Raw genomic sequence first — 17,438 nt, forward strand, 5'->3', positions numbered from 1 at the left:
CATTTGTTATAAAATTATCATTTAAACTAGAATTAATTAAAACACTAATTAATCATGACAACAACAGTAGTAATTGGAGGCAGTTTTGCAGGTATGACTGCGGCTTTGGAAATTAAGCGTAAAGGTAAAAAAGACCATAAAGTTATTCTCATAGATAAATCGCCATTATTTCTATTCATTCCCTCTTTAATCTGGGTTCCTTTTAGAAGACGGGAAATGAAGGATATATCATTTAAAAAAGAATATATTTTAAGAAAGAAAGGCGTTGATTTTATCCACGCGGAAGCGTTGAGTGTCGATACCCAATCACAAACAGTTAGAACCACTGAAGGTGATTTCAACTACGACCATTTAGTTGTGGCTACAGGACCAAAAGTCAAGTTTGATGTTGCTCCAGGTGTTGCCGAATACTCACACTATGTAGGAACACCAAATGGTGCTATGAAATTGAGAAGTGCTTTGGAGGCTTTTAAAGAAAATCCTGGTCCGATTGTTATTGGCGCCACGCAAAACGCTGGTTGTATGGGTGCAGCCTATGAATTTTTATTCAATGTAGAAAAATGGTTACGTGAACAAAAAATCAGAAAAAAAGTCGATCTCTACTGGATAACACCAGAGGATTACCTTGGCCATTTTGGAATCGATGGCATGCCACTTGGTGAAACGATGCTCAAGACTTTTATGAAGATGTTCAACATTCATTACAGAACGCAAGTTGCCGTCAAAGAAGTGACTCCCAACTCTGTGATTCTTTCTAACGGAGAAGAAATAAAAAGTTCATTAACGCAATTGATGCCGCCATTTGTAGGTGTCGATTTTGTTCAAAACTCACCGTCACTTTATGCCAATCAGAATGGCTATCTTCCCGTTGAAGACACTTATCGTCATAAGCAGTTAGAAAATGTATGGGCTGCTGGTATTGCTGTGCAAGTTGATTTACCATTTGAATGTAAAAACATTCCTTTCTCTGCACCAAAAACCGGATATCCATCTGATGAAACTGGTAAAATTGTGGCTAAAAATATTATTCGAACCGTTAATGGTAATTCCAAGTTAGTAAAAAAACCTTGGGGTAAAATCCCAGGACTTTGTGTCATGGATGCCGGTAAGAAAGAGGTCCTTATTTTTTCCAATAATTTGTTTAAACCTAGAACCATTGCCATTATGCTACCGAATGTATTTTACGATTTTACCAAAATTTTGTTGGAAAAATACTTTCTGTGGAAATCAAAAAGAGGCTATGCTTGGATGCCTTAAGATTCCGTTTTTAAACAAAAAAAGCACCATAAAATGTGGTGCTTTTTGTTTTTTTAAGAGATTTCTCGACAAGCTCGGAATGACAATTTAAATTTCTCTATTTGGGTCCCAGGCTTCTAAATAATCTTTTACAGCCTTCACAAACTGACCACCTAATGCGCCATTAACAACTCTATGATCATAAGAGTGTGACATAAACATGCGGTAACGGATACCAATGAAATCACCTTCTGGTGTTTCGACAACTGCTGGTACTTTTCTAATGGCACCTAATGCTAAAATACCCACTTGCGGCTGATTGATAATTGGTGTTCCCATGATACTACCAAAAGTTCCAACATTCGTCACTGTGTAGGTTCCGCCTTGAATATCGTCTGGCTTTAATTGGTTTAATCTGGCGCGGTTAGCCAAATCATTCACTTTTTTAGTCATTCCAACCAAATTCAATTGGTCGGCATCTTTAATTACCGGTACAATTAAATTACCATCTGGTAAGGCAGCCGCCATACCTAAATTGATATGTTTTTTCTTGATGATGTTGTCACCTTGCACCGAAATATTCATCATGGGGAAATCCCGTAATGCCTTAGCAACGGCTTCCATAAATATAGGTGTAAAAGTTAAGTTCTCGCCTTCACGTTTTGCAAATTCATTTTTGACTTTATTACGCCAATTCCAGATTTTCGTCACATCAGCTTCAATAAAACTCTGCACGTGTGCTGATGTCTGAACAGACTCGACCATATGATGCGCGATGAGTTTACCCATTCGCGTCATTTCAATAATCTCATCATCACCAGAAGCCACGACAGGTGTCGCTTTTGTTTTTTCAGTTTCACTGATTGGTTGAGACTTCTCGACTGTACTCGATGTGGCAGATGCCTCAACTTTTGGAGTCGCTGAACGGTTTCCTAAATAAGCAAGTATGTCATTTTTAGTAACGCGTCCATCCTTACCAGTTCCAGGCATAGCATCCAATTCACTTTGAGAAATGCCTTCCTTTTTTGCAATATTCTTAACCAGCGGTGAATAAAATCGATCACCTGAAGAGACTATGGGAGCAGCAGTTTCTTGAGCTGCTACCACGGTTTTTTCAACTTCGGCAACAACAGGTGCTGCTGGAGCTGCTTCCGTTTTTGCCGATTCTGGTGATGATGCAGAAACACTGCCTTCTCCTTCAGTTTCTATAATAGCAATAGTTTGCCCCACTTGAACCACATCGTCAACATCAAATAGCTTTTCAACTAAAATACCCTCTACTTCACTGGGCACTTCACTATCAACCTTATCGGTTGCGATTTCTAAAACGGCTTCGTCTGCATCAATAGTTTCACCTACTTCTTTCAACCAAGATGTGATGGTTGCTTCTGCGACACTTTCCCCCATTTTAGGGAGTTTTAATTCAAATTTTGCCATATCTGTAATGGAACGCTGTTTTTTTAAATTACGCCTGCAAAATTAATGAAAATTCATTGAAAGTATTGCAGTTTCTTCAATTAATTATTTTCAACAAGAATGACTTCTCCGCGGTTTTTAGAACTATTACTTCCTAAAATAAAACTTTGGTTTTCTGACAATATCTTGAATGAAATTCCTTTTTGTGTTTTATAATTATCAATTAATTCTATGATGCCTTTATAGGTCATGGTTTTAGCATCAAAAATAATTTCAGTGTGCGCTTTTAAGTCTGGTAATTCAGTAACAACCGTAAAAGGTTTCTTCAATATTGTTTTTAAAAACTCACAGTTGCGACTAGACAAAACCACATATCTATCTACACGAATTTGAGGCTTTTTAGGCTCGCTTCGCATAAGATAAGCACCTTTTATTCCAAGCCAAACCATCATATTGAATAACCTATTTCGCTTGAAATGCTTTTTATAAAAAATCTGCATCGCGCCGTAAAAGCGTTTGGCATATTTGACATCTTTCAATGTGCTTTCTCCTTTATAATGAATGATGCTGGTATTGCCATTGTAATAATTGGTATACCCAGCTGTCAAAATTTTATAAGAAATATCGACATCTTCCCCATACATGAAATAGTCTTCATCAAAACCACCAACCTCATTGTAAAGCGATTGCTTCATGAACATAAATGCTCCAACGAATATCGGCACTTCCCCGATTTCAAATTCATTCACTTGATTGGCATAATAAGCATAGGAATTCCCAAGCAGTTTTTTAAGGGCAACACCTGGTTTAGGAATATTCCGCTTACTTTCGGGTAAAAAATGTCCTGTACCATCAATTAAACGACAACCCACGATACCCAAATTGGATTGCAGGTCCGCAAACTGTAATAATGTAGAAAAGGTATCTTCAGCTACAACAGTATCTGGGTTTAGAATGCATATATACTCCCCTTTGGCTTGATTTACACCTAAATTATTCCCCTTAGAAAAGCCGTCATTATTTTTGTTTTCTATCAGATTGACATTTGGAAAATGTGTTTTAACCATTTGACAACTATCATCTTCAGAATTATTATCTATCACAATGATTTCTGCATCTAAATTGGCAATAGCAGCCTCAACACTGTTGAGACATAACTCTAAAAAGTAACGGACATTATAATTTAATATGACTATGGAAAGTTTCAATAATTAAGTCTTAAGATTTTAGGGAAGCCTCAAAAGGAATACGATTAATAATACTTCTTCCAAGGGTAATTTCGTCGGTATATTCCAGTTCATTACCAACCGAAATACCTCTGGCTATGGTTGAAGTCACAATATTATAATCTTGAATTTGTCTATAAATATAAAAATTGGTTGTGTCCCCTTCCATAGTGGAACCCAAAGCAAAAATCAGCTCCTTAACCTTTCCTGCTTTTACTTTTTCAACCAACGATTCAATATTCAAATCATTAGGTCCAATACCATCCATAGGCGATATTTTACCTCCCAGCACATGATACAATCCTCTAAACGAACTGGTATTTTCAATGGCCATAACATCACGGATATCTTCAACCACACAAATAATTTCTTCGGTACGATGAGGATTTGAGCAAATTTCACAAACAGCATGATCACTGATATTGTGACATTTTTTACAGAAATTAATTTCAGAACGCAATGTTTTCAAAGCGTCTGCCAATTCCAAAGACTGACTTTCTGGCTGACCTAATAAATGCAATACCAAACGTAAAGCTGTGCGTTTACCAATACCCGGCAATTGTGACATTTCATTCACAGCTCGTTCCAACAATTTTGATGAAAATTCCATTGCTGCGAATTTACGATTTTACATTTAAGAATTGTATATACAATCGTAATTTGTATTTTGGCTTAACAATCCATTTTTATGAGTCCAACACAAATTATTTTACTCATTACGGCCTACTTTGGGTTATTAATTTTAATATCCTATTTCACTGGCAAGGAAGATTCCAATGCCGCTTTTTTTAAAGCAAACAAATCTGCTCCTTGGTACTTGGTTGCCTTTGGAATGATAGGCGCATCGTTATCAGGAGTAACCTTTATATCGGTTCCTGGTGCGGTTGAAAGTAAACAATTTGGCTATTTGCAAGTTGTATTTGGCTATTTTTTTGGATACTTAATTATTGCCTATGTCTTACTACCTCTATATTATAAATTAAACCTCACTTCCATATATACCTATTTAAGAGATCGATTTGGTAATACCAGTTACAAAACTGGGTCAGTAGCATTCTTAATATCTCGCACGGTTGGCGCAGCCTTTCGTTTGTTTCTTGTTGCCAAAGTATTGCAGTTATTGGTTTTTGATCAGTTAGACGTACCCTTTTTTGTAACCGTTATCATTACTATAGCCTTGATATGGCTTTACACATTTAAAGGAGGCATCAAGACGATAATATTTACAGATACCTTACAGACGTTGTTTATGTTGATTTCGGTGGTTGTGACTATCATTTTTTTAGCTTCCTCTCTGGATTTGCATGGTGTTTCAGAGGTTTATACTAATGTAAAACAGAGTGCATTAAGTAAAGTATTCTTTTGGGAAGATGTAAACGATGCGCAATACTTTATCAAAAGTTTTCTTGCAGGAATGTTTATTACCATTACCATGACTGGCCTAGATCAAGATATGATGCAAAAAAATCTGACCTGTAAAAATATTAAGGAAGCCCAAAAAAATATGATTTCGTTCAGTGTGGTGTTGATTTTTGTGAACATACTCTTTTTGGTATTGGGGTTGATGCTCACACAATATGCACAACAAAACGGAATCACTGCTAAAAAGGATGATTTATTTCCTACCATTGCCATGCTTCCAGAAATTGGCGTGGTAACTTCAGCCTTCTTTTTGTTAGGTCTTATTGCTGCAGCATATTCCAGTGCCGATTCTGCATTGACCTCTTTAACCACCTCATTTTGTATTGATATTGTGGAATTGGATAATAAACCTCTAGAAAAACAGAAAAGTATTAGAAAAAAAGTACACGTGTTATTCAGTGTTATCCTAATATTGGTTATTATCCTATTTGATTCACTTTTTAAAGACGTATCGGTTATTTGGGAACTATTTAAAGCAGCAGGTTACACCTACGGTCCATTATTAGGATTATTTGCGTTTGGCATCTTAACGAAAGCTCAAATAAAAGACAAGCATGTTTGGCTTATTGCTATTGTGGCGCCAATAATGTCTTACTTCCTCAATTTATATTCGGTTGATTTATTAAGTGGCTATCAAATTGGTTTTGAAATATTAATTATTAATGGACTATTTACTTTTCTGGGCTTAATACTGATTCGTAGAAAGTAACACCAACGTGCAGGATTCTTCAAAAGCAATATTATTTTCTTTCAACAATTTATAAAATTCAGGATTTTCAGTCCCTGGATTAAATATAACTCTCCTTGGATCCAAGCCAATAATATAATCGTAATATTCCTGTTGCCTCGCAGGATTTAGATACAAGGTTACAGTATCAATATTTTCATACTGAAGTAACTCGGTATCAATAGTTACTCCAGAGACCCGACCTGATTTCAAGCCAAAAGCCACAACATCATGGCTGTTTGCCACCAATCTTTGGATGGCATAATAAGAATATCGGTTTGGTTTTAATGATGCGCCAAGCACCAACGTTTTTTTGCCCATGTGTTAAAGTGTTGTTAAGTAATGTTAAAAAGAGTAACAGCTCTTAAAAGTAAGCGTCTATGATAATAATAACAAATTGTAACATCAATCATCAATCAAAAAACAATCAACCTCAATGAAAAAATTACTAACCACGTGCTTGTTATTATTATCATTAGTTATTCAAGCTCAAACATCTACAAATTATGTAGCTGTACTTTTAAATGGCAGTATTACTGGAACCATTTTAGACGCCAATTTGAATGAACCCTTACCGTATGTAACGATTATAGTCAAAAATTCTACTAATGAGACTATTAACGGAACGATTACAGACAATGATGGAAAGTTTCATGTTGAGAAAATTCCTGCTGGTTCGTACACAGTGAATATTCAATTCATTGGTTATAAGACTGTCAGTCAAACCATTTTAATTGACAAAGACCATAAGGATGTTGATCTAGGAAATATAATGCTTCAAGAAGAAGCTATGGACCTGGACGAGGTAACTATAGTTGCAGAAGTATCAACTATTCAACAAAAAGTAGATCGCAAAGTGATAACAGTGGGTAAAGACTTAACTACCACTGGGTCTTCAGCTTCTGATATCATGAACAATTTACCTTCTGTTAGCGTAGATAGTCAGAGTGGTAATATAAGCTTAAGGGGCAATGAGAATGTTCGGGTTTTAGTTGATGGCAAACCAACTAATGTGCCAGCTTCCCAATTACTAAAACAAATTCCTTCAACCTCAATAAAAAGTATTGAACTCATTACCAATCCTTCAGCCAAATATAATCCAGAGGGTATGAGTGGTATTATTAACATCATCCTGCACAAGAACACGAATATAGGATTCAACGGAAGCATTGACGTTGGTCTAGCAAAAGAAATCAATGCCAATTTTAACAGTGCCATAGATATGAACTACAGAAATGGCAAGTTTAATTTCTATGGTAATTACGGGAACAACATTGGAAAGCAAGCAAATTATGGTCATATTGATCGTTTTGATGACAATTCAACACAATTGTTCAATTTTGGCAATAATAACAAATCCCATTTATACAAAATCGGATTAGATTATTACATCAATGACAACAATACTTTTTCGGTTTATACGAATCAGAATATATATGATGGCAAAGGCTTTGGAACAACAGACATTCTATATCCTTTAGGCAATGACACGAATTTCAAACAGATTTTCAACAATGAAAACAGCAATAATACCTCCACCTATAATGCCAGCTTTAAACATGACTTTAAAAAAGAAGGACATAATATCATTTTAGAGGGTGACTATAGCACTTTTGAAAGTGATGAAACGGCTAATTTTAGGTTTTCTGGTGCTCCAAGTTATATTGATATAGTCAATAATGGTCGGAATAACACGGTTATCAATTTGGATTATGTAAATCCGCTTACTGAAAAAAGCAAATTAGAAATTGGTGCGGAATATCGAGATAACAATTCTGATAATGTTTACAACACATCAAATATCAGTTTATTCAATTCCAACTACAGCTATGACAGAAGTATCTATTCATTTTACACAACATTCGGGCAAACCTTTGAAAAATGGTCCTATCAGATAGGTGCTAGACTGGAACAGTATGATGTTGAAGCCAACTTTGAACAGCTTACTCAAGAAAAAGCTCAATTTACCGACAATCAATTCAGTGTATACCCTTCTGGTTTTCTAACTTATACACCTTCAGAAAAGAACACTTATCAATTAAGTTTTAGTCGTAGAGTTGACAGACCTGGACTGGGACAAATAAACCCGATTAGGGAATGGAGCACACCAAGGGTAACTTCAGTTGGAAATCCCAACTTAAGACAACAATTCACTAATTCCATTGAATTCAATTACACGCGAAACCTTGAAAAAGGTAGTGTAACAGCTGGTGGATTTTACAGAATAATTAATGATGAAATCAGTAGATCCGTTTCATTTGACCCACAAGACCCAAATGGTGATCGACTATTGTTAAGCTATGATAATTTTGATAATAACAAAGCTTATGGTTTTGAAGCATCGACCAACTTACGACCAACGACCTGGTTAAGCCTAAATGCCAGTGCCGAATACTTTTTCAAAACGGTAAACGGAGTTGTTCAAGATGCCACAGCTACACCCACCAATGTTCAAATTGACAATGGCACATTTAACTTTAGACTCAATACAAATGTCAAAGCCACAAAAAATCTAAATCTGTCTGTATTTGGTATGTATCGTGGGCAAGATGAAGGCTTACAATTTATTAGAAAACCGATGATATTGGTAAATACAGGCTTGCGTTATGCGTTTTTGGAAGGAAAAGCGACATTTAGTTTTAGCTACAATGATATTTTCAATACGATGAAGTTTGCTTTTGACGGCACCAGACCTTATGAATCGGAAGGTGAATTTAACTGGGAAAGCAACCAATGGCGTATTGGTTTAAACTACCGTTTTGGGGGTGGTAAGTACAGAGCATTACAACGTAAACAACGAGACAGTCGTGAAAAATCTGGTAGCGGCGGATTTATGTAAGATATATTTAGTAGCCTTCATAATAGTTGATGGTTAGTGTTATTGTTTGGCTATTAAATGAGAAAACCCAAGGTGTCACTGCCTTGGGTTTTTGATTATATATTGTTAAATGATAGTTAAAAATGTTAATGTTTGAAATAAAAACAGACTTTTCACGTCTATATAAATAAGTGATAAGTTTTTAAGTAATTTAACTGTGAACTTCTCGCGGTTAGTGTTAGTTAAAATTGGTTAATAGCGAAAAACCCGAGGCTATTAAGTCTCGGGTTTTTTATTTATTATTCCTTTAATATCCATTACCACCTAATAATCACACTACCCCAAGTAAATCCACTTCCAAATGCTGCCAGCACAACCGTATCGCCTTTCTTAATTTTACCCTGCTCCCAGGCTTCTGTTAGAGCAATAGGAATGGAAGCTGCCGTCGTATTTCCGTATTTCTGGATATTATTAAATACTTGGTCGTCATTCAATTTAAATTTTTTCTGAATAAATTGGGCTATTCGCAAATTAGCTTGATGCGGTATTAACATATCAATATCTTCAACCTGCAGTTTATTTTTTATAAGCCCTTCCATAATCACCTCACTAAAACGAACCACAGCATTTTTAAATACAAATTGTCCATTCATATACGGAAAATAACTTTCATCATTAGGGTCATTGTCTGCAATGATGTCATTTACCCAACGCTTGCCCATTCCCGGAGCGACTAACACCAATTCTTCGGCATGTTCCCCCTGTGAGTGTAAGTGTGTAGACAAAATTCCTTTAGAAGTATCCTCTTCACGAGTTAAAACGGCTGCTCCTGCTCCATCACCAAAAATCACAGATACACCACGCCCTCTGGTTGTTTTATCCAATCCATGTGAATGTAATTCACTACCAATCACCAGAACATTTTTATACATGCCTGTTTTGATAAAATTATCAGCTACAGATAACCCATAAACAAAACCTGAACATTGGTTTCTGACGTCTAACGCACCAACCGTTTTAATATCCAATGCATGTTGTACCTGTACACCAGGTCCCGGAAAGTACATATCGGGACTTAATGTCGCAAATACAATAAAATCAATATCATCTTTATCGATTCCAGCGCGCTCGATAGCAACCTTGGCTGCTTCCACACCCATACTGGCGGTCGTTTCGCCAGAGTTTGGTTTTACCCATCGACGCTCTTGAATACCAGTACGCTCTTGGATCCATTCATCACTGGTATCCATCATTTTAGATAAGTCATCATTGGTAACCACATTATCAGGAACATAATATCCTAGCCCAATTATCTTTGAATTGTACATATTTTAAGTTTAAATAAGTCATGCAATTTAACCATTTAGCACCTAAATAATTTTAAATGTCAATCGCAATCGTTATGCATGCATAACAAACTTAAAATGTCACTTTGTCACTTTTTTTGTCTTGGTACTTTTTTTGTCTTCCACCCAATAGAATTTTAACACAATTAAAAAATAGATATCATGACTAAAGGAAATATTAATGTTTCGGTTGAAAACATCTTCCCACTCATTAAAAAATTCTTGTACAGTGACCACGAAATCTTTTTACGTGAGTTAATCAGTAATGCGACAGATGCAACACTAAAACTAAAACACTTAACCAGTATTGGTGAGGCCAAAGTAGAATATGGCAATCCACAAATAGAGGTTAAAATTGACAAAAAAGGCAAAAAACTTCACATCACTGACCAAGGTATTGGTATGACTGCTGAAGAAGTTGAGAAATATATCAACCAAGTAGCTTTTTCAGGTGCTGAAGAATTCTTGGACAAATATAAAGATGCTGCCAAAGATTCTGGTATCATCGGTCATTTTGGTTTAGGTTTCTATTCGGCTTTTATGGTTGCTGATAAAGTTGAAATTATTACGAAATCTTACAAAGATGAACCTGCCGCACACTGGACGTGCGATGGATCTCCAGAATTCACACTAGAGCCAGCAGAGAAATCTGATCGTGGAACCGAAATCATTCTTCATATTACTGAAGATGACAAAGAGTTTTTAGAAGAGTCACGTATTCGTGAGTTATTGGTGAAATACAATAAATTTATGCCAGTCCCAATCAAGTTTGGCACCAAAGAAATTAACGATCCAGATTTCACACCAAAAACCACAACAGATAAGGACGGTAAAGAAACCACAGAACCACATAAAAAAATCACGGTTGATAATATTATTAATAATCCGAATCCTGCTTGGACCAAACAGCCAACGGATTTAAAAGATGAAGATTATAATAATTTCTACCGCGAGCTATACCCGATGCAGTTCGAGGAGCCTTTATTTCACATTCATTTAAATGTAGACTATCCATTTAATCTAACGGGAATTCTTTATTTCCCAAAAATGACGAATGATTTAAATATTCAACGTGATAAGATTCAGTTATACCAAAACCAAGTTTTTGTGACTGATAATGTTGAAGGAATCGTTCCAGAGTTTTTAACCATGTTACGTGGTGTAATTGATTCACCAGACATTCCGTTAAATGTATCGCGAAGTTATTTACAAGCCGATGGTGCTGTAAAGAAAATCTCATCTTACATCACGCGCAAGGTAGCTGATAAATTAAAATCGTTGTTCAACAACAATCGTGAAGATTTCGAGAAGAAATGGGATGATATTAAGATTGTAATTGAATACGGTATGCTTTCAGAAGAAAAATTCTTTGAAAAAGCCGATGCGTTTGCATTGTACCCAACAGTTGATGGTAAGTATTACACCTATGATGAATTATACAATGCCATTAAGGCCAAGCAAACTGATAAAGACGACAAATTAGTGATTCTTTATGCTTCAGATAATGACGCGCAACACAGCTATATTGAAACTGCCAAAGCCAAAGGCTATGAAGTGTTGTTATTAGATTCACCGATTGTTTCGCATTTGATGCAGAAATTAGAAGGTAGTAAAGAAAATATCTCTTTTGCACGTGTGGATGCCGATCATATTGATAACCTCATCAAAAAGGAGGATACCAAAATTTCAAAACTTTCAGAAGACGAAAAGAAACAATTGGATGAATTATTAAAAGAGGTCATCCCTTCTGAAAAATTTATGGTTCAACTGGAAACTATGGATAGTGATGCGGCTCCGTTTATGATTACGCAACCAGAGTTTATGCGTCGTATGAAAGAAATGCAGCAAACCGGTGGAGGCGGTATGTTTGGTATGGGTAATATGCCAGAAATGTACAACTTGATTGTTAACACCAATTCTGAATTGGTAGGTGAAATTTTAAACACCAAAACCAAGAAAAAACAAGAGCGTTTAATTAATCAGAGTTTGGACTTAGCACGATTAAGTCAAGGGCTTCTAAAAGGTGAAGAGTTAACAAACTTCATTAAGCGAAGTTATGATATGATAAAGTAACTATTTGAGTATACAATTAATAAAAAAACCACTTCAAAATTGAAGTGGTTTTTTTGTATTCAGATTTTCAATTGTGCTATTAATATTTCAAATAGTTTAGTGAACTATGAAACTCACATTATTAGTATCTTTAGATAAACTAAAAAATGACATTATGAAAAAACTACAAACTTTCACATTAATAATGGCAATTTTCATGACTGGAATTGTATTTGCCCAAGAGGTCGAAGAAAAAGCATATTCAAAAATTAGTGTTATTGCTTATGGTGGTATTGGCTATGGGATTGTTGATAATGACAATCAAGCAAACTATAATCTAAACAGTAATTCAGGAGATCTCGTAATTAACTACAAATTCTCCAAAAATTTTGGTGTTGCTACTGGATTAGGTTTAAACCAATTAAGTGGTAACGGATTTAATAGTGCTGGACAATTTTATCACGAACGTGACTTAATAAAAATTCCATTATTATTAAGTATCGATCAAAATGTCGGCGACAATTTTAAGGTGTTTGCTTATTTGGGTCCATATGCTCAAACTATTGTAAATGATGAATATACTTTTGTAAATGCAAAGGTTAAAGATGTTTATGAAGGATGGAATTTTGGATTTCAATTAGGTCTAGGCTTTTTATATGATGTCAGCGACAGATTCAGTCTAGGTCTGAATTATTTGGGGCAATCTGATTTGTCAAAATTAGAAACCAAAAACAATCAAATCATTAATGATGAACAGCGATTGAAAAACCTAAACACGGTTGGTCTTATGTTTATTCTGGGCTTCTAATTTAAAAATGGTAACTACTTAACTTCGAAATCAAAATACGTATCCGGAAATGGTTCATTTCTCAATGTAAAATGCCACCATTCTTTAGGGTAGTTTCGAAAACCATATTTTAGCATAACCGCCTGTAATAACTGGCGGTTTTGTTTTTGTTTTTTTGAAATTTCTGCGTGATCAACCCAAGATTCTTCTCCAAAAAAATCATAAGGACTTCCCATATCCAATGGCTGGAGTGTATTGGCATCGATAATGGTTAAATCCAGAGTACTGCCGCGACTATGACCTGAACGCGATGCAATATAACCTTCCTTAAACAGGTTTCGTTTATAAACTTCGGGATAAAACTGTAGTTTGTTAATTGTATCATTCAAATCTTTTGCCCAACGCATAAAATGATTGACCGCACGTTGTGGCCTGTAACCATCATAAACCAATAAACACAAGTTTTGTTGTTGTAGTTCTTCTTGAACCAATTTAAGGGCTTGAGCTGTTGGTTCGGTTATTATTAGTGAATTGGAATGATACCCATCAATTGTATCTCCAACAAAATTATGGATACCATAATAGCGCAAATCAACTTCTAAATCGGGAATAATCGATTTCGCATAAACAAAAGTATCTGGTAAGTGATTCTGTTTTGAAAATGCCAAAAAGAATATTACCAAAACAAAGATGACGAGTTTGTTTTTCATACGATAAAAGCTAATTTAGAAAAAAAATGCCATGAATTTGTTTTCAACTCAAAAAACCCATTTAAATCTGCCTGATGCTGAATTGACTTATATCGCTGATTTCTTGCCCAAGAAAAAAGCTGAAAACTTATTTGAATCACTTAAAAAGAATACAAATTGGCAGCAGGATACCATTTCCATATTCGGCAAAACATACAACCAGCCCAGGCTAACGGCCTTATTTAATAATACAGGTAAAACATACTCCTACTCTAATATCACCATGTATCCGGAACCGTTTTCGAAAGAATTGTTAGAATTAAAACAGACTATAGAAGAAATTTCTCATTCAAAATTCAACTCGGTATTGCTAAATCTTTATCGTGATGGTCAAGATAGTAACGGCTGGCATGCTGACAATGAAAAAGAACTTGGGACTAATCCCACAATTGCATCATTGAGTTTAGGCGCTGACAGAGTTTTCCATTTTAAACATCGTCGAATCAAATCAGAGAGACACAAAATAACATTAGCAAATGGTAGTTTATTAATAATGTCAGGAGCTATGCAGCACAATTGGTTGCATCAGATTCCAAAAACAAAAAAAAGTATTGGAGAGCGAATCAATCTGACATTTAAACAAATTTATTGAACAAAAAAAACCGAGGTCCCTCAACCTCGGTTTAATTTAATTTGCACTTTTATTATGCTGTTAGATTTAGGGTCTCTAGTATCAACGACATAATGCAAATATTAATTAATTAATCCATTGAACTAAAAAGTATGTCTTTTAGTACACTTCAAATGTAGAATTATATTTTAAAAACAACGTTTAAATACATTTATTTTCGATGAAATACACTTTTTTTTAACATTTGAAGTCGAAATATTACATTTTATCGACGAAATGCATCTTTTCTAAAACGATTGACAAACTTTTTAGAGGATAGAATTATATAATAAAAAGCTATTTTTACGGTTATTAGAAAATATGTCACCCATTAAAAATCTATCATTTAAATGAGATTATCACTTTTAGTTTTTCTTCTGATTTTTAATTTTATTGGATTCTCTCAAGAGGGAAATCCTTTGGAAACCGATATTGTCATCAATGAGCACATTGAGGGCTCACTCCTATTGCCTGAAGCTGGGCAATCTGATTATTTGGCAATCATCATAGCTGGATCAGGACCAACGGATAGAAACGGCAATCAGAATTTTTTAAAAAGTAATAACCTTAAAAAGTTGGCCCATAGTTTAGCCCAAGAAAATATCGCCAGTTTTCGGTATGATAAACGTATTGTTAAACAAATCCGCAAAGGTAATGTGGATAAAAATATCATGTTCGATGATTTTGTAACCGATGCCTCATCAGTGATTAACTATTTTTCTGAAAAGAATCAGTTTAAGTCCATTTATGTTATTGGCCACAGCCAAGGAAGTTTAGTTGGTATGATGGCGCTTTCGGATGAAGTTTCTGGTTTTATTTCACTGGCTGGTGCCGGACAATCCATTGATGCGGTTATTACCGAACAGATACAAAAAATGGCACCGGGTTTAACCGAAGATGCCAAGAAAACCTTTGAAATTCTTAAAAAAGGGGAAACTACAACGGACTACCCTCCTGCTTTAGCTTCGGTTTTTAATATTGACACGCAACCATTTATAACCAATTGGATGCAATACCAACCAAAAGAAATTATTTCTAAAGTAGATATTCCTATTCTCATTATAAACGGTACCAAAGATCTGCAGGTTTCAGTTGAAGAAGCCAATCAATTAAAAGAAGCCAATCCAAAGGCACAATTAACGATTATAGAGAACATGAACCATGTACTCTTTATAATTGAAGGTGATGATTTAGAGAACTCCAAATCTTACAATGAATCCTTCAGACCCATTTCAACAGATCTTGTAGAAGCTATTTCCAGTTTTATAAAACACTAAGCACAACACATTAGGTTTCCTTAAAGAAAAGCATCCCGAGAGGGATGCTTTTACTTACTAACCAACCAAAAATATGAAATGTTATTGCCTTTTATTAAAGTAACCACACTTTAACTAAAAGTTAGCTACAATAACAGTTTATACAATTCAATTAGCGTGCCAAACTTGATTTGCAGGATAAAAACTTTTGTGATATATTTGTGATATCATTTTAATATCATTATAAATTTTTAAATCATGAAAGAAGAGAAAATCATCGTCCCTGCCAATGGCTACTTGATGCTGTTTGTATTTCTAATATTATTTTTTGGGACCATAGCTTTAGCTATCCTAAAAGAACAACCAGAATATCTGCCCATAATACTAATAGCCATTCTTATTGCTCCGGGCTTTATTATGGTTCAGCCTAACGGTTCGCGTGTGCTATTATTATTTGGAAAATATGTAGGTACTGTCAAAAAGAACGGTTTTTACTGGGTCAATCCTTTTTATACTAAAAAGAAGATTTCCTTAAGGGCGAGCAACTTTGACAGTGAACGGTTAAAGGTTAACGATAAACTTGGTAACCCAGTCATGATCAGTACTATTTTGGTTTGGCGTGTTCAAGACACTTACAAGGCTGCTTTTGATGTCGATAATTATGAAAACTTTGTTCGCGTTCAAACAGATGCTGCCGTAAGAAAATTGGCAAGCATGTATCCTTATGACAATTTTGCTGATGAAGGGGTTGACGAGGATATCACATTGCGCTCCAGTGTTAATGAAGTGAGTAATGCCTTGGAAAAGGAAATAGATGAACGACTATCTATTGCCGGAATTGAAGTTTTAGAGGCTAGAATTGGTTATTTAGCTTATGCCCAAGAGATTGCCAATGCTATGCTAAAACGTCAACAAGCAACAGCTATCGTGGCTGCAAGACATAAAATTGTGGAAGGAGCTGTGAGTATGGTAGAAATGGCCCTGGAAGAATTAGGCAAAAAACAAATTGTTGATTTAGATGAAGAACGCAAAGCAGCCATGGTAAGTAATCTAATGGTCATTTTATGCGGTGATAAAGACGCTTCTCCAGTTGTTAACGCCGGAACCTTAAACCATTAAAATATGAAAGAATATAAGGTTGTCAATTGGAAAATGGGATTGTCGAATAACAATAAAAAGCTGGAAATGGTTTTAAACGAGCATGCCATTTCTGGTTGGCGCGTCATTCATATAAGCGAACAAACAACAAGAATTGTTTTTGAACGTGATAAAAACAGATAATTATGATAAACAATAGACCTCGTATAAAAGTACCGTTGGAGAGTATTGATATTATTCTTGAATTACTTTCAATTGCTTGTCTATTAATAATGTGGATCTATTTATTGGTTGAATACCCAAAACTCCCTGACATTATTGCATCCCATTTTAATGGAAAAGGGGAAGCAGATGGTTATAGCAACAAGGTTTATTTATGGTTTATTCCTTTATTATCCACGGCTATGTATATTGGATTGTTTGTGCTCAATAAATATCCACATGCACACAATTATATGATTAACATCACTGAAGAAAACGCCTTAAAAAACTATCGATTCAGTACACGAATCGTACGAATTGTAAATACATTAACAGTTATTATGTTTGCTTACATTATTTATTATATTGTACAAAATGCCCAGGAGCAAGACCTACAGTTTAGCAGTTGGTTTCTGCCCATTGTTATTTCTTTTAGTGTTTTGTTACCTATCGGAATTCTCTTGTACAATCGTAAAATAAACAAGTCTTAAAAA

Annotated in this window: 16 protein-coding genes; 10 read left to right on the forward strand and 6 right to left on the reverse strand. The window is 35.1% G+C overall.

What is annotated here, in order from left to right:
• Positions 1 to 54 precede the first annotated feature (54 nt).
• The gene (locus ACKXGU_RS04270; protein WP_463466826.1) at positions 55 to 1,257 is read left to right on the forward strand and encodes an NAD(P)/FAD-dependent oxidoreductase; all 1,203 of its coding nucleotides are present in this window, start codon (positions 55 to 57) and stop codon (positions 1,255 to 1,257) included.
• Between the two features lie 87 nt (positions 1,258 to 1,344).
• Here the strand turns inward: ACKXGU_RS04270 and ACKXGU_RS04275 are convergent, their stop codons facing one another.
• The 3 genes from ACKXGU_RS04275 to recR all read right to left on the reverse strand — a co-directional run bounded on the left by ACKXGU_RS04275 (position 1,345) and on the right by recR (position 4,488).
• On the reverse strand, positions 1,345 to 2,673 hold the full coding sequence (locus ACKXGU_RS04275; RefSeq protein ID WP_463466827.1) for a dihydrolipoamide acetyltransferase family protein: 1,329 nt from the start codon (positions 2,671 to 2,673) through the stop codon (positions 1,345 to 1,347).
• Between the two features lie 80 nt (positions 2,674 to 2,753).
• Entirely contained in the window at positions 2,754 to 3,860 is a 1,107-nt protein-coding gene (locus tag ACKXGU_RS04280; protein ID WP_463466828.1) for a glycosyltransferase family 2 protein, read from the reverse strand.
• A 10-nt stretch (positions 3,861 to 3,870) separates the two neighbouring features.
• Positions 3,871 to 4,488 carry a recombination mediator RecR gene (recR, locus tag ACKXGU_RS04285; protein ID WP_463466829.1) on the reverse strand — a complete coding sequence of 206 codons (618 nt, stop codon included), beginning with the start codon at positions 4,486 to 4,488 and terminating at the stop codon, positions 3,871 to 3,873.
• Positions 4,489 to 4,566: 78 nt separating this feature from the next.
• On the opposite strand from recR, the gene ACKXGU_RS04290 reads away from it, so the two are divergent.
• Entirely contained in the window at positions 4,567 to 6,009 is a 1,443-nt protein-coding gene (locus ACKXGU_RS04290) for a sodium:solute symporter (RefSeq protein ID WP_463466830.1), read from the forward strand.
• Here the strand turns inward: ACKXGU_RS04290 and ACKXGU_RS04295 are convergent.
• Positions 5,986 to 6,348 carry a CoA-binding protein gene (locus ACKXGU_RS04295; protein ID WP_463466831.1) on the reverse strand — a complete coding sequence of 121 codons (363 nt, stop codon included), beginning with the start codon at positions 6,346 to 6,348 and terminating at the stop codon, positions 5,986 to 5,988. The genes ACKXGU_RS04290 and ACKXGU_RS04295 overlap by 24 nt on opposite strands.
• A gap of 115 nt (positions 6,349 to 6,463) precedes the next feature.
• Between ACKXGU_RS04295 and ACKXGU_RS04300 the strand changes: the two genes are divergently transcribed.
• Entirely contained in the window at positions 6,464 to 8,866 is a 2,403-nt protein-coding gene (locus tag ACKXGU_RS04300) for a TonB-dependent receptor (protein ID WP_463466832.1), read from the forward strand.
• A 296-nt stretch (positions 8,867 to 9,162) separates the two neighbouring features.
• Here the strand turns inward: ACKXGU_RS04300 and ACKXGU_RS04305 are convergent, their stop codons facing one another.
• Positions 9,163 to 10,173: a 3-oxoacyl-ACP synthase III family protein gene (locus tag ACKXGU_RS04305; protein ID WP_463466833.1), complete on the reverse strand. Its 1,011-nt coding sequence runs from the start codon at positions 10,171 to 10,173 to the stop codon at positions 9,163 to 9,165.
• Between the two features lie 180 nt (positions 10,174 to 10,353).
• Between ACKXGU_RS04305 and htpG the strand changes: the two genes are divergently transcribed.
• Both htpG and ACKXGU_RS04315 read left to right on the forward strand, forming a co-directional pair.
• Positions 10,354 to 12,264 carry a molecular chaperone HtpG gene (htpG, locus tag ACKXGU_RS04310; RefSeq protein WP_463466834.1) on the forward strand — a complete coding sequence of 637 codons (1,911 nt, stop codon included), beginning with the start codon at positions 10,354 to 10,356 and terminating at the stop codon, positions 12,262 to 12,264.
• Between the two features lie 154 nt (positions 12,265 to 12,418).
• Positions 12,419 to 13,051: an outer membrane beta-barrel protein gene (locus ACKXGU_RS04315; protein ID WP_463466835.1), complete on the forward strand. Its 633-nt coding sequence runs from the start codon at positions 12,419 to 12,421 to the stop codon at positions 13,049 to 13,051.
• A gap of 14 nt (positions 13,052 to 13,065) precedes the next feature.
• On the opposite strand, the gene ACKXGU_RS04320 is transcribed toward ACKXGU_RS04315, so the two are convergent.
• The gene (locus ACKXGU_RS04320; protein ID WP_463466836.1) at positions 13,066 to 13,740 is read right to left on the reverse strand and encodes a M15 family metallopeptidase; all 675 of its coding nucleotides are present in this window, start codon (positions 13,738 to 13,740) and stop codon (positions 13,066 to 13,068) included.
• Positions 13,741 to 13,771: 31 nt separating this feature from the next.
• Here ACKXGU_RS04320 and ACKXGU_RS04325 point away from each other — a divergent pair, with 31 nt between their 5' ends.
• From ACKXGU_RS04325 to ACKXGU_RS04345, 5 genes are all read left to right on the forward strand, one after another.
• Positions 13,772 to 14,371, forward strand: coding sequence for an alpha-ketoglutarate-dependent dioxygenase AlkB family protein (locus tag ACKXGU_RS04325; protein WP_463466837.1), 600 nt, complete (start codon positions 13,772 to 13,774; stop codon positions 14,369 to 14,371).
• A gap of 368 nt (positions 14,372 to 14,739) precedes the next feature.
• Positions 14,740 to 15,666 carry an alpha/beta hydrolase gene (locus tag ACKXGU_RS04330; RefSeq protein ID WP_463466838.1) on the forward strand — a complete coding sequence of 309 codons (927 nt, stop codon included), beginning with the start codon at positions 14,740 to 14,742 and terminating at the stop codon, positions 15,664 to 15,666.
• Between the two features lie 237 nt (positions 15,667 to 15,903).
• Complete coding sequence (locus tag ACKXGU_RS04335) at positions 15,904 to 16,764, forward strand: SPFH domain-containing protein (RefSeq protein ID WP_103051373.1); 861 nt, start codon at positions 15,904 to 15,906, stop codon at positions 16,762 to 16,764.
• Positions 16,765 to 16,767: 3 nt separating this feature from the next.
• Positions 16,768 to 16,926 carry a DUF4177 domain-containing protein gene (locus ACKXGU_RS04340; protein WP_463466839.1) on the forward strand — a complete coding sequence of 53 codons (159 nt, stop codon included), beginning with the start codon at positions 16,768 to 16,770 and terminating at the stop codon, positions 16,924 to 16,926.
• A 2-nt stretch (positions 16,927 to 16,928) separates the two neighbouring features.
• Complete coding sequence (locus ACKXGU_RS04345; protein WP_463466840.1) at positions 16,929 to 17,435, forward strand: DUF1648 domain-containing protein; 507 nt, start codon at positions 16,929 to 16,931, stop codon at positions 17,433 to 17,435.
• Positions 17,436 to 17,438: the final 3 nt, after the last annotated feature.

The organism is Hanstruepera sp. CR43, from assembly GCF_055227665.1.

What these genes read in the sequence shown, in the direction of transcription:
- ACKXGU_RS04330 (WP_463466838.1), top strand. Translation starts at nt 14,740, where the DNA reads ATGAGATTATCACTTTTAGTTTTTCTTCTGATTTTTAATTTTATTGGA.
- ACKXGU_RS04335 (WP_103051373.1), top strand. Translation starts at nt 15,904, where the DNA reads ATGAAAGAAGAGAAAATCATCGTCCCTGCCAATGGCTACTTGATGCTG.
- ACKXGU_RS04300 (WP_463466832.1), top strand. Translation starts at nt 6,464, where the DNA reads ATGAAAAAATTACTAACCACGTGCTTGTTATTATTATCATTAGTTATT.
- ACKXGU_RS04305 (WP_463466833.1), bottom strand. Translation starts at nt 10,173, where the DNA reads ATGTACAATTCAAAGATAATTGGGCTAGGATATTATGTTCCTGATAAT.
- ACKXGU_RS04340 (WP_463466839.1), top strand. Translation starts at nt 16,768, where the DNA reads ATGAAAGAATATAAGGTTGTCAATTGGAAAATGGGATTGTCGAATAAC.
- ACKXGU_RS04290 (WP_463466830.1), top strand. Translation starts at nt 4,567, where the DNA reads ATGAGTCCAACACAAATTATTTTACTCATTACGGCCTACTTTGGGTTA.
- recR (WP_463466829.1), bottom strand. Translation starts at nt 4,488, where the DNA reads ATGGAATTTTCATCAAAATTGTTGGAACGAGCTGTGAATGAAATGTCA.
- ACKXGU_RS04315 (WP_463466835.1), top strand. Translation starts at nt 12,419, where the DNA reads ATGAAAAAACTACAAACTTTCACATTAATAATGGCAATTTTCATGACT.
- ACKXGU_RS04325 (WP_463466837.1), top strand. Translation starts at nt 13,772, where the DNA reads ATGAATTTGTTTTCAACTCAAAAAACCCATTTAAATCTGCCTGATGCT.
- htpG (WP_463466834.1), top strand. Translation starts at nt 10,354, where the DNA reads ATGACTAAAGGAAATATTAATGTTTCGGTTGAAAACATCTTCCCACTC.
- ACKXGU_RS04320 (WP_463466836.1), bottom strand. Translation starts at nt 13,740, where the DNA reads ATGAAAAACAAACTCGTCATCTTTGTTTTGGTAATATTCTTTTTGGCA.
- ACKXGU_RS04270 (WP_463466826.1), top strand. Translation starts at nt 55, where the DNA reads ATGACAACAACAGTAGTAATTGGAGGCAGTTTTGCAGGTATGACTGCG.
- ACKXGU_RS04295 (WP_463466831.1), bottom strand. Translation starts at nt 6,348, where the DNA reads ATGGGCAAAAAAACGTTGGTGCTTGGCGCATCATTAAAACCAAACCGA.
- ACKXGU_RS04275 (WP_463466827.1), bottom strand. Translation starts at nt 2,673, where the DNA reads ATGGCAAAATTTGAATTAAAACTCCCTAAAATGGGGGAAAGTGTCGCA.
- ACKXGU_RS04345 (WP_463466840.1), top strand. Translation starts at nt 16,929, where the DNA reads ATGATAAACAATAGACCTCGTATAAAAGTACCGTTGGAGAGTATTGAT.